11 protein-coding genes and 1 pseudogene are annotated in these 13,417 nt (G+C 40.1%); 3 read left to right on the forward strand and 9 right to left on the reverse strand.

Features of this window, described 5'->3' with window-relative positions; all coding sequences use genetic code 11:
* Positions 1–4: 4 nt before the first annotated feature.
* The 6 genes from A33Q_RS17450 to A33Q_RS17475 form a co-directional block, all read right to left on the reverse strand.
* Positions 5–679: a response regulator transcription factor gene (locus tag A33Q_RS17450; protein ID WP_009035433.1), complete on the reverse strand. Its 675-nt coding sequence runs from the start codon at positions 677–679 to the stop codon at positions 5–7.
* On the reverse strand, positions 676–1,515 hold the full coding sequence (locus tag A33Q_RS17455) for a hypothetical protein (protein WP_009035432.1): 840 nt from the start codon (positions 1,513–1,515) through the stop codon (positions 676–678). The genes A33Q_RS17450 and A33Q_RS17455 overlap by 4 nt, the downstream gene beginning before the upstream one ends.
* A gap of 47 nt (positions 1,516–1,562) precedes the next feature.
* The gene (locus tag A33Q_RS17460; RefSeq protein ID WP_009035431.1) at positions 1,563–2,030 is read right to left on the reverse strand and encodes a hypothetical protein; all 468 of its coding nucleotides are present in this window, start codon (positions 2,028–2,030) and stop codon (positions 1,563–1,565) included.
* A gap of 340 nt (positions 2,031–2,370) precedes the next feature.
* On the reverse strand, positions 2,371–4,257 hold the full coding sequence (locus tag A33Q_RS17465; RefSeq protein ID WP_009035430.1) for a DUF389 domain-containing protein: 1,887 nt from the start codon (positions 4,255–4,257) through the stop codon (positions 2,371–2,373).
* A gap of 19 nt (positions 4,258–4,276) precedes the next feature.
* Positions 4,277–6,403, reverse strand: coding sequence for a methylmalonyl-CoA mutase (gene scpA, locus A33Q_RS17470; RefSeq protein WP_009035429.1), 2,127 nt, complete (start codon positions 6,401–6,403; stop codon positions 4,277–4,279).
* Positions 6,400–7,821: a methylmalonyl-CoA mutase family protein gene (locus A33Q_RS17475; RefSeq protein WP_009035428.1), complete on the reverse strand. Its 1,422-nt coding sequence runs from the start codon at positions 7,819–7,821 to the stop codon at positions 6,400–6,402. The genes scpA and A33Q_RS17475 overlap by 4 nt, the downstream gene beginning before the upstream one ends.
* 132 nt (positions 7,822–7,953) lie before the next feature.
* On the opposite strand from A33Q_RS17475, the gene A33Q_RS17480 reads away from it, so the two are divergent.
* From A33Q_RS17480 to dnaA, 3 genes are all read left to right on the forward strand, one after another.
* The gene (locus A33Q_RS17480; RefSeq protein ID WP_009035427.1) at positions 7,954–8,706 is read left to right on the forward strand and encodes a 5'-nucleotidase C-terminal domain-containing protein; all 753 of its coding nucleotides are present in this window, start codon (positions 7,954–7,956) and stop codon (positions 8,704–8,706) included.
* A 14-nt stretch (positions 8,707–8,720) separates the two neighbouring features.
* Positions 8,721–9,629 (forward strand): bifunctional metallophosphatase/5'-nucleotidase, encoded by a 909-nt coding sequence (locus A33Q_RS17485; RefSeq protein WP_009035426.1) that lies wholly within the window; start codon positions 8,721–8,723, stop codon positions 9,627–9,629.
* Between the two features lie 121 nt (positions 9,630–9,750).
* A complete protein-coding gene (dnaA, locus tag A33Q_RS17490) occupies positions 9,751–11,172 on the forward strand; it encodes a chromosomal replication initiator protein DnaA (protein WP_009035425.1) in 1,422 nt (473 codons plus the stop codon).
* Here dnaA and A33Q_RS17495 read toward each other — a convergent pair.
* From A33Q_RS17495 to A33Q_RS17505, 3 genes and pseudogenes are all read right to left on the reverse strand, one after another.
* On the reverse strand, positions 11,169–11,939 hold the full coding sequence (locus A33Q_RS17495; protein WP_084328504.1) for a DUF3298 and DUF4163 domain-containing protein: 771 nt from the start codon (positions 11,937–11,939) through the stop codon (positions 11,169–11,171). The two genes, dnaA and A33Q_RS17495, sit on opposite strands and share 4 nt — an antisense overlap.
* Positions 11,929–12,870 (reverse strand): annotated as a pseudogene (gene meaB / locus A33Q_RS17500) (methylmalonyl Co-A mutase-associated GTPase MeaB). Before meaB ends, A33Q_RS17495 begins: the two are co-directional and overlap by 11 nt.
* 97 nt (positions 12,871–12,967) lie before the next feature.
* Positions 12,968–13,372: a hypothetical protein gene (locus A33Q_RS17505; protein WP_009035420.1), complete on the reverse strand. Its 405-nt coding sequence runs from the start codon at positions 13,370–13,372 to the stop codon at positions 12,968–12,970.
* Positions 13,373–13,417 lie beyond the last annotated feature (45 nt).

Raw genomic sequence — 13,417 nt, forward strand, 5'->3', positions numbered from 1 at the left:
GCGTTTAAATTTTAACTTTATAACCTAGCCCTCTGACAGTTTCCAGCCAATTGATGGAATTGTGGACGCCCAGTTTTTTACGAATGTTTTTGATATGCACATCAATATAATTGGATTGGTAGTCATCATCTAAATGATCCCCCCAAAGGTGTTCTGCCAGTTGAAATCTATTTAAGACTCTATTTTTATTGATCAGTAAAAACTGAAGTAAACTAAACTCCTTGGCAGTAAGCTTAATTTCCTCCTCGCCAAAGAAAACTGATTTCCCGGACAAATCAATGGTGAACCCTTGCAGTTGAATTTGATCTTTTTTCAATCCCGATTTTCTTCTCAGGATAGCATGCATTCTTGCTTTGAGTTCCAAAAATGAAAAGGGTTTGGAAAGGTAATCATCCGCACCCTCCTGAAGTCCCTTTACCTTATCATCTACCTCTGTACGTGCTGTAAGAATTATTATAGAAGAACCATCCTGATACTTTGCTATTTCGGGCAACAAATCCAATCCATCCCCATCCGGTAAGCCTAGATCCAAAAGAATAAAATCAAAAGGGCTATCCGCCAGTTTTTTGGAAGCATCCAAAAGCGTAAAAGCCAAATCACAGATATATCCTTCAGATTCCAAAAAAGTCTTTACCTCTGTGACAAGCTGCTTTTCATCTTCTACCAGGAGTATTCTCATAGCTTACTCTTTTTGGTCCTTTTGATTGGAAGTGAATAACTCATTTGGGCACCATAAATAAATCTAGGCCTTGAAAAATCAAATTCCGGAACATTAAACGGTCTTACATATCGTCCAAAAATTTCGAATTCAAACATCCCACGGGTCAATGTGACCGGCAGAGAAATTTCCATACTCTGAAATTTGAATTTATTGAACTCGCTAAGTTCCTCAGGTTTGATTTCATATAATCCCATTAAGTAGAAATTATCCGTTCCTGCCATCAGGGATAATTTTGGTTCGAAAGCAACAGTGATCTTTTTAAAGAGTTTTTGATCAAACTCAAAATACCTTGAATGGTGGGTTTCAAAAAAGTAATCTATATCTCCATTAAACAACAATTGGTTTTGAAAGCTACTGTATAAAGGGCCCCATTCCCAGCCAAAAGTACCCTGCAGAAATGCCAGGTTCTGAATCCCGGCAACAGCACTTTCTCCGGCAACCAAGAACTGCGAATAGCTCAAATTTATATCTGTCTTTTCACTCAAGTCTGTGGCATAGCCTAAGGAAAGTGCATATTGCCAGGGTAGGTTCTCTTCCATGAATTTCAGTGCAGAGAGGTTGACATAGACTCCACCTTGAAAATAATACATCATATCGTTGGAAAGTACCGGAATATCCAATCCGAAATCTCTCCCCAAAAATGTGAATGCATTCTGGAACCTAGCGTTGAATATGACAAAGTCATACACAACAGCTTGATCAGAATCTACTTGCGTAGAATCGTTTGTTTGAGCAAATGAATTGCCCAAAACAGAGAATAAAAACAGTATAAACAGCTGAACTCTTTTTTTCATTTGGTCTATAAAGACATTACAAAACTACTATAACCTTTTCCATAGAATCACCCACCACCCGGTCTTCCCGGAGGATTATTAGGTCTGCCTGGAGGATTGTTGGGTCGTTGTGGTGTAGGTCTATTTGGCCTTACAACAGGAGCATTGGGTCTTGATTGCGGAACATTGACATTTGGCCTGGCTTGAGGCGGCCCTTGTGGTTTACCCACGCCTTCCGGCCTTCCGGTTGCTCTGCCGGGATTGTTTCCATTATTGGCCCGCTCTGCACTTCTTTCTTTTCCAAAATCTGAATTTCCCCTAGAAGAATTGGCATTATTGCCTCTCTCTCTATTCAAGGTACTTTTTCTTGCAGCACCCGAAATACTTAAGCCCCTCTCCCTTCCTGCTTGAGGATCTTGATTGACTTTTTCTGGGGTTTTATTCTGTTCAACCTTATTTGCCGTCTCTTTCTCTGTGGTCTGTCCATAGGCTATTCCAGCCCATACGACAAATACCATGATCAAAAACTTTTTCATAGGTTTCCTTTATTTAGCTTTCAAAGAACGTTATTTCCAGAATAAGTGCAAGCCGTTGAATAATTTTTCAATCTTGACAACTTATTCAGTCTGGAAAAACCATGATATACAATGAATATCATGAAGCTAAATAAGATATAGAAGATGAAGAGAAAATGAAGAAACGGTATTATGATACTTTTTTATTTCTTTTTGAAAAGCTTTGTGACAGTTTCTCTGAAATTTTCGAAGGAGTTGATATTCGGCAATATCGGATTGATTAATAAGCCTCCACCCATCGGATGAAGCTCTTTCTGCTCCAAATCTGGTTGCATTGGGTAAAGCAAAATAAAAATGAAGGTTAAAGTTTTACTGCTACAGAAAGTTCCAATTCTATTTCCTCCCCTAATATCTCCTGTATTTCATTCTTAATTTCTTCCAGTTCAAAAATATCCAAGGGAGATTCTGATACGACCGTCATGGATAATCTCATGGGGTTCATTTGGATTACCCTAACTGATCTTAATTTACCTTGGGAAATTTCTCTTCCACTTAGTGTCTGGATCAGCTTATTTTCTTTTACCATTTTGGAAAAACCAAATCCTAAAGGTGCACTGATTAATACCACCAGAATTAGTGAAATCAATAATCCTTTTTTGGCCAACCTAAAAGGGCTGAATCCCAAAAACAAAAAAGTCAGCGCACCAGCCAATACCATTCCTGCAAGGTTGGTTCCCAAAAGTAATAGGGCTCCAAAAAAAACAGACCAGTCCGCCCAACCTAAACCAATCCCCGAAACAGAAAGCGGTGGTACCAAAGCAACAGCAATGGCTACTCCCGCAAGAGTCTTGGCAATTTCTTTTTTTGCATGCGCATACGCACCTGCTACTCCTGAAGCCGCAGCAATTCCCAAATCCAACAAATTGGGCCTGATCCTAGCTACAATTTCATTGTTCACGGTATTTAAAGGTGTAATAAGTGTGATCAAGACAGCAAACAAATACCCGATAGCCATCCCATAAGCTATCGTCAAAAGGCTATCCTTAATCAAATTTTCGTCTTGCCTCAAAACACCCATTGAAAGTGAAATTATGGGCGACATCAGTGGCGCCAAAATCATCGCACCGATGATCACAGGAGAAGAATCACCAAAAAGACCAAAAGTTGCAATTATAGTGGACAAAGCCATCAAGACCATGTAATTGGTCGTTAATTTGGAATTTTCTCTTAACGCAGAGAAAAGCCATTTGAATTCTTCTGTGGTAGCGTGATTGCTAAAAGGCAGGTTCCGCTTCAAAAGTTCTCTCTTCAACTCCCCACTTGGAAGGTACTGCACTTTAAAGATCCTTTCCTTTTCTACTTCTTTCTCAGTCTCTAAAAGACTGCCTGGGACAATCCCAAGAGCTTTTGCTTTGACTTGTAAATGAATCTTTTTTGCACTGGCTACTATACCATCTGCCGTAAAATCAATCGATACATCACTTTCAATTTTGATCTCATCGGTCTTGATATGCGCAACATAAGAGGGTAATAAGCTTTGATTTTTTGATTTGAAAATGCTGTAAAAAGCAAACTTGATGATTTCCCAATAGCTTTTTGGGGCCAATACTAAGCAGTGTAGCAAACCATCATTTGGATTGGAGTCTTCGATGATCCTTCTGGACAAAATTGAACTCTTCCCATGCTGCACGACCACCATGCCTAATGCAGCTGTGTCAATTTTCTTTACTTTGTCAGTGTCAGTATTACATTCAAGGATGTAGGGCTGAAGCCTTAGCTTTTTGAAGGAGCTGAAAAAATTCTTAATCCGCCCTCCTAATTTGGCAAAAAACCCGTGCTTCACACCGGACCCGTACAAAAGACTGAAGGTGTTTCCAATAATCAGCCTGTTGAGTACAGGTTCATCGTTGGCATAAAGCATGTCAACTTCAACTACCTCTTCTGTTTCTAAAATATTATCAACCGCTGAACCCAAATCGGAAGACACCCCAAAGCCCTGCAAGCCTTCCTTCATTTCAGGGTGGGGCAAAAAGCCCACCTTCCAATGATTTTCTATGATATCATCCAAAAACTCCCTGAGCTGTCTGTCCGAAAGATAGCAAACCAGAAAGTCATCGACAGAAAATTTAAAACTTCTATAGTCCTTATAGGCTACCATGATTTTAAGATTGTTTTCAAAAAGTGGTAAAACCTCACTTTCAACCTTTTCAATCAGTGAATCATCATAAATTAACGTTATTGATTTCATGTTAGCCTTTTTTAAAAAATCAACCTGTGTCTTTCATAAGTTGATACAAAATATTCTTTGCAGCATTGGAGAGTATTGTTCCCGGCCCAAATACTGCAGCCACTCCGGATTTATACAGAAAATCATAATCCTTTGGTGGAATCACCCCTCCTGCAATCACCATGATATCCTCTCTGCCCAGTTTTTTAAGCTCTGCAATCAAGGCTGGAACGAGTGTTTTGTGCCCTGCAGCCAATGAAGAGGCTCCCACAATGTGTACATCATTTTCTACGGCCTGCATGGCTACTTCTTCGGGTGTCTGAAACAAAGGACCTATATCAACATCAAACCCAAGATCTGCAAAACCTGTTGCGATAACTTTCGCACCTCGGTCATGTCCATCTTGCCCCATTTTAGCCACCATGATCCTGGGCCTTCTCCCTTCTAATTCAGCAAATTGATCTGCAAGTGCCTTGGCTTCTTGAAAGCCTTGGTCATCTTTTGCCTCTCCGGAATAAACTCCTGAAATAGATTTGACGGTAGCTTTATGCCTTCCAAATTCCTTTTCCATGGCTGTTGAAATTTCACCTAAAGTAGCTCTTTTCTTAGCAGCATTCACCGCCAATTCCAATAAATTACCTTCACCTGTCCTAGCTGCCAGTGTAATTGCTTCAAGAGCTGACTCTACTTCTGCTTGGTTTCGCTCAGCTTTTAATTTTTCCAGTCTCGCAACCTGGGATTTTCTGACCGAATTGTTATCCACCTCCAAAATTTCAAAGTCTGAAGGCTCGTCTGTCTGATACCTATTGACCCCTACGATGATATCTTTACCACTATCTATTCTTGCCTGCTTTCTTGCCGCAGCTTCTTCAATCCTCATTTTTGGAATTCCTGCCTCAATGGCTTTGGCCATCCCTCCAAGCCCCTCCACTTCCTCTATAAGCTGCCAGGCTTTATCCACCAATTGACTCGTCAGATATTCTACATAGTAGGATCCTCCCCAAGGATCCACGACCTGTGTGATACCCGTTTCTTCCTGAAGATACAGTTGGGTATTTCTTGCAATTCTGGCAGAAAAATCCGTAGGTAAAGCTATAGCCTCATCAAAAGAATTGGTGTGCAATGATTGGGTATGCCCCAAAGCTGCTGCCATGGCTTCTATCGCTGTTCTGGTCACATTATTGAATGCGTCCTGCTCAGTAAGAGACCACCCAGAAGTCTGGCAATGCGTCCTAAGCGCCAAAGATTTTGGATTTTTGGGATTAAACTGATTGACTATTTTAGCCCAAAGTAACCTGCCAGCACGCATCTTGGCAATTTCCATAAAATGGTTCATCCCAATAGCCCAAAAAAATGAAAGCCTTGGTGCAAAATCATCTACATCCAAACCAGCTTTCACACCGGTTCTCAAATATTCCAAGCCATCAGCCAGCGTATAAGCCAATTCCAATTCAGCGGTTGCACCTGCTTCCTGCATGTGATAGCCGGAGATTGAAATGGAATTAAATTTCGGCATTTTCAGAGAAGTATATTCAAAAATATCTGCTATGATCCTCATGGAAGGCAAGGGTGGATAGATATAGGTGTTCCTCACCATAAATTCCTTCAAAATATCATTCTGTATGGTTCCGCTCAACTGCTCTGCATTGACACCCTGCTCCTCAGCAGCTACAATATAAAACGCCAAAATAGGAATCACTGCTCCATTCATGGTCATGGATACTGACATTTGATCCAATGGAATTCCGTCAAAAAGGGTTTTCATATCCAACACAGAATCAATAGCCACACCTGCCTTCCCCACATCTCCTACAACTCTTGGATGATCAGAATCATATCCTCTATGAGTAGCCAAATCAAATGCAACAGAAAGTCCCTTTTGCCCTGCTGCAAGATTTCTTCTGTAAAAAGCATTGGATTCTTCCGCTGTTGAAAACCCTGCATACTGCCTTACAGTCCAAGGCCGCATAATGTACATAGTGCTGTATGGGCCTCTAAGGTAGGGAGGAACTCCTGCACCAAAACGCAAATGTCCCAGCCCCATTATATGCTCAGCATTTAATAATGGTGGAACATTGATTTTTTCAGCTGACTCCCATTTTTCGGAAAATCCCTGTGGCTCCTGCGGGGGAATATTTATGCTCATTTTATTGATGTCAGGTCTCATGGTTTTACTAGCTTAGGGTATTCTATCAAAAAACTTTCTCTTACTGGCAGAAGCTGCCATTTTTCTTCTTCCCACTCGAAATCTTCGTCAGTCTCTATGTTTTCTGCTTGATATTTATTTACTCCTACCTTCACTCTCACTCCACTTTTCACTGCTTCCAGCTTTTCATACCTGGCAGCTTTCACCAAGTCCTGAAGTTCATTTTTTTGATAAGTTTGCCACCATCCTCCTTTTGATTCGAGGATTTGAAGCTCTCTTTTTATCTTTAAATTGTATTGATCGGTAATATTTTCCAAAAAGTATGTTCCTGCTACGGGGTCTAAGACTTTATCCATATAACTCTCTTCCTTTAAGATGTTGGAAATATTTCTGGCCATTCTTTCAGAAAATGAAGTGATATCTTCTGCCGTAGTCTCATCATGAGGCCTTACCCACAAAGCATCGCATCCGCCCAATATAGCTGCCATCGCTTCAGTAGTACTTCTCAGCATATTTGAATGTACATCAGCTTTGGTTTTGGTCCAATAACTTGTACTGACAAACAAGGGGGTGTTCCCTGCAGAAAGATCTAATTCGTACAAGGCTGCCAGTTGATGAAATAAAATCTTAAATGAGCGGAGTTTGGCAATTTCAAGAAAATAATGGGAACCCGCTGCTGCTTGAAGCATGGTTTTAGAAAAAATTTCTTTAGGCGAAATACCATTTTCTGTCAAAATATCCACCAGCTCAATAAACCCTCCTATTGCCATAAACAACTCCTGCACAGGAGTAGCCCCGGCATTGTGATATCTGGAAGCATCTACACTAAAAATCCTGAATGATTCAAAAACTTGGGATTTACTCAGAAAACTTAAAGCTTGATCAGAAATTTTTGACAAAGTGCTTTTCTGAGACAAACAAGAGGAAATCGGATCCCAAAGCAATCCCCCCTTCAAATCTCCAGCCTGCTCGCCTAAAGACAGGTACCATTCGATAAAGGCATCAAACTGAACTTCTAGATCATCTGAAATTTCCAAAAAAACCTGAATATATTTCAGGTTTACTCCTTCGAGAAGTTTTCCAAAATCCACTTTACCGTCGAGCTTTATAAGCAAGGCATCTGCTCCATTCATCAGAGCTTCCAGAACCCGTTTGTTATCCAAAGTTTCATTTTGAACCTTAATGGCGAATGTATTAGACCAATACCTCACTCCCATTCCCGGTATTTCAGAAACAGGATTGATTTGGTTTTGAAAGTTTTGTAACCCTTGGATATTATCCAGGTCTTCCCTGGTATAAAACGGGAAAAGATCAATACCATCAAAACCTCTTGCAATTAGGGTCTTTTCAAAATCTTTGCCTTTGATGTCCTTTGTAGCCTGACTGATCCAGTCTTCTTTTGTAAAACTCTGGAAGTCAGCAAAAAGATCTTCTTTCATATTTGGGTTTAGTTTAAGCTTTTGCTAAAAGTTTCATTCAAGGTCTCTCCCAAATGGGAATTCCTTTATCTTTAGCAATCAAAAATAAGACTTACAAGTTTTAAAACCGATTATTTGACATCAATTTGGAACATGGAAAAACATAAAGCACACTTAAGCTTCCTATTGCTGCTTGCATTTTTTTATCTCAGTGCCTGCGCTCCGCAATTGCACAAAAGCAGTAGCGTAGCCTTTATTCCTTCAGACGCCTCAGTGGAAGTGGATTCCTCAATCGACTCTTTTGTAAGACCTTACAGAGAAGATCTACAGGAAGCTATGGGGAGAGTTATAGGGGAGACAAGTGGAGAAATCAACAAATCAGGAAAAGGAGAAACTGCTATTGGAAACCTGATCTCAGATTTACAAAAAGAACATGCAGAAATCACCTTTGGATACCCTATTGACATTTCTGCAATGAACAATGGGGGGATCAGGAATACCCTGCCTGCCGGGAAAATTACATTAGGGAATATTTATGAACTTTCGCCTTTTGACAACTACCTATATGTGCTTGAGCTAGATGCGGCTAAGGTCAGGCAGCTTGCAGAATATGCCGTCAACAAAAAGAGCCTTGGTCTCTCTGGAATGGAGATAACAAGTAAGGAAGGTCAACTTGTCAGTTATTTGGTCAATGGGAAAATGGTAGTCGAAGGTCAAACATATCTATTGGCCGTCAATGACTATATGGCCTCAGGTGGGGACAATCTGGACTTTCTGATAGAGGCTCCAAGAAAGGAGCAAACAACGATAGTCTTGAGAGACGTACTGATAGAGCGCATCAAAGCAATCAGTGCCAAAGGTGAGAAAATCAGTGCAAAAGTAGAAGGAAGACAAAAGTTAGACTGACAAATTATTGAATTATGAACAGAAGAAACTTTTTACTTAAATCTTTGATTACAGGATTTGGGCTTGGGTACTCAGGCAATTTATTGGCCTCCGCACCCAATATAGCTGATAAGCGGATCACTATTCTTCACACCAATGACATTCATTCGAGAATTGACCCCTTCCCAAACGACGGAGGAAGAAATGCCAATCAGGGAGGTTTGACAAAACTAGCCAATCTTGTTTCCCAAATCAGAAGAGAGGAAAATAATATTCTATTACTTGATGCAGGAGACGTTTTTCAGGGCACTCCTTATTTCAATTTTTATGGAGGTGAGCTGGAGTTTAGAATGATGAGCAAAATAGGCTTCAATGCTAGCACAATCGGAAACCATGAATTTGACAATGGACTCAAAGGAATCTACGATCAGCTTCCGCATGCAGATTTTTCTCACATTTGCTCCAACTATGATTTTTCGGATACCATTTTGAATGGAAGTATTCTGCCTTATAAAGTTTACAGAAAGGGAGGATTAAAAATTGGGGTTTTCGGATTAGGGATAGAACTTGACGGATTGGTGGGGAGAAAAAATTACGAAAACACCAAATACCTTGACCCTGTAGCTGTAGCAAATGATATGGTAGCCGAGTTAAAAAGAAAAAATTGTGACTTGATCATTTGCTTATCCCATTTGGGGTATTCTTATAGATCTGAAAAAATTGATGATCTAAAACTGGCAGCCATGGTCAGTGGAATTGACTTGATCATTGGAGGGCATACCCATACTTTTTTGGATGAGCCAACTGTGGTCAAAAACCCTGAAGGTTTCGAAACTTTAGTCCACCAAGTTGGAACAGGTGCCTTGCGATTAGGCAAAGTGGATTTTGTGTTTTCAAAGGAAAATAAAATGAAATTTGCCATGGCAAAAAGTTTGACCACATAATGAAAAGTCAAATAAATTTTGATTTTTTATTTAGATATATTTTCCCCAAATTTGATGCCCCTATATGTGGCAGGGTTCAGGGGTTTTCAATTCTTTTAAGCATAGTTATTTTATCTAATTAATGAGTTCAGAGGCTAATGCAGTATGGAGTGAGTGTTTGCGTGTCATAGAACAGCACGTTAATGAACAAAGCTATTCTACATGGTTTAAGCCAATCAATCCTGTAAGATTAGAAGGAAGCAGCCTGACGATTCAGGTACCAAGTCAGTTTTTTTACGAGTGGCTTGAAGATAATTATGTTCAGGTACTCAAACTCGCCATCAAGTCCACTTTGGGGCCAAACGGCCGTCTGGAGTATGCCGTAGTCGTAGATAGGGGCAACTCTCAAAACCAACCCTATGTGGTCTCATATCCACAGGGCAACAACTCTACAAACTCTAAAAAAGCACCGGAAAAAGAAGATCATAAAAGCCCATTTGAAATGCAATCGCTCAACAGCGACATGCTTCTTCAATCCAACTTAAATCCAAATTACACCTTCAATACTTACATCGAAGGTGACTGTAACCGATTGGCAAGATCTGCAGGATTTGCAGTAGCTACCAAGCCCGGTATTACCTCTTTCAATCCGCTTATGGTATACGGAGGTGTTGGGTTGGGAAAAACCCACCTTGTTCAGGCCATAGGTAATGAAATCAAAAACAGCCCTGAAGAAAAATTTGTACTATACGTATCCTCTGAAAAATTCGTAAATCAGTTTATGGACTCCATCAAAGATGGCAATGTCAAAAGCTTTACAAATTTTTACATGCAAGTAGATGTGCTGATCATTGATGATATTCAGTTTTTGGCTGGAAAAGACAGGACACAGGAAATGTTTTTCCATATTTTCAATCATCTCCACCAAAGCAAGAAACAGATCATCATGACTTCCGATTGTCCTCCAAAAGACCTAAAAGGCCTTGAGGAAAGACTTTTGTCCAGATTTAAATGGGGTCTTACAGCAGATCTTCAAATGCCCGACTTCGAAACCAGGGTAGCCATTATCAAAAGAAAAATGCAATCTGAAGGAATTTATATTCCTGACGATGTCATTGAATACCTAGCTTATACAGTAGACACCAACGTCAGAGAACTGGAAGGAGTCATGATTTCACTGATAGCACATGCTTCACTCAACAGGGTAGAGATTGATCTGACTTTGGCCAAGACGATCATGAAAAATATCGTCAAGGATATTGAAACTGAAGTAGGAATTGATTTTATTCAAAAAACAGTTTCAGACTACTTCGAAATCAAATTAGATGACCTAAAGGCAAAAACACGTAAAAAAGAAATCGTTACTGCTAGGCAGGTCGCCATGTATTTTTCTAAGGAATTCACCAACCATTCCCTCAAATCCATAGGGTACCACTTTGGGGGCCGAGACCACAGTACAGTAATCCATGCCGTTCAGACGGTTAATGACCTGATGGAGACAGATACTGCCTTTAGAAATTCCGTCAATGACCTGAAGAAAAAATTCAAAATGAGGTCTTACTAATCAAAGGCCTTGTTGATAATTATTCCCTTTACTTCATTTTTGGAAAACCTCAACAGTGTTGCCCCCATTACATAAGGTCCAATTTCATAAGGATTGTAATAAAGCACAAACTCTTCCTGTTCAAAACCCATGGCCAAGGGAAGGAAAAAACCAATTTCATTCTGAAGAAAAAACCTTCCATCATCCTTTAATTCAGTCCCATGAGCTACATCGTGAAACTCTCTGAACTTTTCTTCTGCTAGATCCAGAAGCCCCTGCTCTTCCAAAACAAGCTCATGATTCTTTATCAACTTGAAAGACCCCTTGTCAAAGTTGATGTATTGTCTGAAAGTATTTGGATGAGCGCCTCCTGTGTTGGAATATGCGTCAAAGACTATGCTCAACATTTTAGAGTTTTGAAAAGTTAGCTCAGCTACAATTTCCAATTCCCAACTTTGACTCATATTTTCACTTTCAACAAAACTGAGATAGGCTCCTAAAAATCCTGTTACAGATGCAGACAGCGAAATGACATCACTGTTTTCTTCCTTGGAGATCATCATAGAAAGTTGTTGCTCTATATACTCATTAAGAACTGAAGCAGCCTGAGAATCATCTTTAAAATATGGATAGCTAAGGATTACCAGCGCGCAGTCATCTTGGTGACAGACTTTTTCCCTAAATTCCTTTTGTTCATAGCTTAAGCGCCCTTCTCCCACTTCTCCACTACAGGATATGTTGAGTAAAATTATGCTGATCAATCCCGTCCTGATCCAGTTATTCATCATTTACTTTTTTTATAAACAAATCTACAAGCTCTCTAGCCTTTGCAATTGCAGAAGTGGTACCTTCCTGAATTCCTGTTTTGGCTGCTTCAATACTTCCTTTGATCAGGGGGTTTTGGTAAAACTTGGTTTCAAGTAAAAACCGAATATGTTCATGCATCCAATTCAATCTTTGATCTGCACGATTGGCTTCAAAAAAACCATTTGATTTCATTTTTTCTTCATATCCCGAAATCATTTCCCAAATATCCTCCAACCCAGTTCCTGATATCCCTGAACAAACCTTGACTTTAGGTGACCAGCCATTTTCTTTTGAAGGAAAAAGGTGTAAAGCATTGGCATATTCTCTCTTGGCTCTTTTTGAAGCTTCCAGATTATCCCCTGTGTGCCTTGTTGATTACAAGAGCATCACACATTTCTATAATTCCTTTTTTGATCCCCTGCAATTCGTCTCCTGCACCTGCAAGCATGAGTAGCAGAAAAAAGTCAACCATACCTTTGACGGCAATTTCCGATTGCCCGACCCCACGGTTTCTATAAAAACCACATCAAAACCCGCTGCTTCACAGAGCAACATGGCTTCACGGGTTTTGGCGCTGACCCCTCCTAAGGTGCTACCTGCTGGACTGGGCCGGATATATGCTCTCTTATCTGATGCAAGTCTCTCCATACGGGTTTTGTCACCCAAAATGCTTCCCCTTGATTTTTGACTACTTGGATCTATGGCCAGTACGGCCAATCTATGACCTCTAGCTACCAGAAGGCTCCCAAAGCTCTCTATAAAAGTACTTTTCCCTACACCTGGAACACCTGTAATCCCTATTCGGATAGATTTACCTGAATGAGGGATCACTTTTTCCATCACTTGTTCGGCAAGAATCTGATCCTCCTCCAAGGTGCTTTCTACCAGTGTAATCGCCCTGCTGAGGATCATCCTGTCGCCATTCAGAACTCCTGAAACATATGTATCTACCGAAAGTCTATTTCTTTTCAATTCAATTTTCAAGTTAATAATCCTACCAAGTTAAGCTTTATCTGAAAGGATACCTGAGTAATTTGGTTTGGCCCATCGCACTTTTTTCATACATACCCACACAGTAAGATTCAAACTCAGCAGGAAAATAAGGCGAATTGCCGGAAACCTGATTTGGGATATGGTCTTGATCAAGGAAGAAAAACACCTTGGTGTTCCCGTATTTGGTGTGGGGCATAAAATCACCGTACTGTTGAAACTCATCCCATAGCGTATCTGCAGCAAATACGGCATATACCCGTATAACAGGGCCTGTATTATTTTCATTTCTAAAAAAAGCTATTTCTCTATAATCACCTCTCAAATCCGCGACTCCAGGCTGCATCAAAGTATCCGCAATCATGTAAATTACCAGACCAACTACAATCCCTGCTATTAAATAATAAACCTTCTTAGCCTGCATTTTCCCTTTGATTAAATTTAAAGCTTTAATTTAGGGGAAAAATTT

Origin of the sequence: Indibacter alkaliphilus LW1 (assembly GCF_000295935.2) — a bacterium.
Lineage (GTDB): Bacteria > Bacteroidota > Bacteroidia > Cytophagales > Cyclobacteriaceae > Indibacter > Indibacter alkaliphilus.

What these genes read in the sequence shown, in the direction of transcription:
- A33Q_RS17505 (WP_009035420.1), bottom strand. Translation starts at nt 13,372, where the DNA reads ATGCAGGCTAAGAAGGTTTATTATTTAATAGCAGGGATTGTAGTTGGT.
- A33Q_RS17475 (WP_009035428.1), bottom strand. Translation starts at nt 7,821, where the DNA reads ATGAAAGAAGATCTTTTTGCTGACTTCCAGAGTTTTACAAAAGAAGAC.
- A33Q_RS17485 (WP_009035426.1), top strand. Translation starts at nt 8,721, where the DNA reads ATGAACAGAAGAAACTTTTTACTTAAATCTTTGATTACAGGATTTGGG.
- A33Q_RS17465 (WP_009035430.1), bottom strand. Translation starts at nt 4,257, where the DNA reads ATGAAATCAATAACGTTAATTTATGATGATTCACTGATTGAAAAGGTT.
- A33Q_RS17495 (WP_084328504.1), bottom strand. Translation starts at nt 11,939, where the DNA reads ATGATGAATAACTGGATCAGGACGGGATTGATCAGCATAATTTTACTC.
- A33Q_RS17480 (WP_009035427.1), top strand. Translation starts at nt 7,954, where the DNA reads ATGGAAAAACATAAAGCACACTTAAGCTTCCTATTGCTGCTTGCATTT.
- scpA (WP_009035429.1), bottom strand. Translation starts at nt 6,403, where the DNA reads ATGAGACCTGACATCAATAAAATGAGCATAAATATTCCCCCGCAGGAG.
- A33Q_RS17450 (WP_009035433.1), bottom strand. Translation starts at nt 679, where the DNA reads ATGAGAATACTCCTGGTAGAAGATGAAAAGCAGCTTGTCACAGAGGTA.
- A33Q_RS17455 (WP_009035432.1), bottom strand. Translation starts at nt 1,515, where the DNA reads ATGAAAAAAAGAGTTCAGCTGTTTATACTGTTTTTATTCTCTGTTTTG.
- dnaA (WP_009035425.1), top strand. Translation starts at nt 9,751, where the DNA reads ATGAGTTCAGAGGCTAATGCAGTATGGAGTGAGTGTTTGCGTGTCATA.
- A33Q_RS17460 (WP_009035431.1), bottom strand. Translation starts at nt 2,030, where the DNA reads ATGAAAAAGTTTTTGATCATGGTATTTGTCGTATGGGCTGGAATAGCC.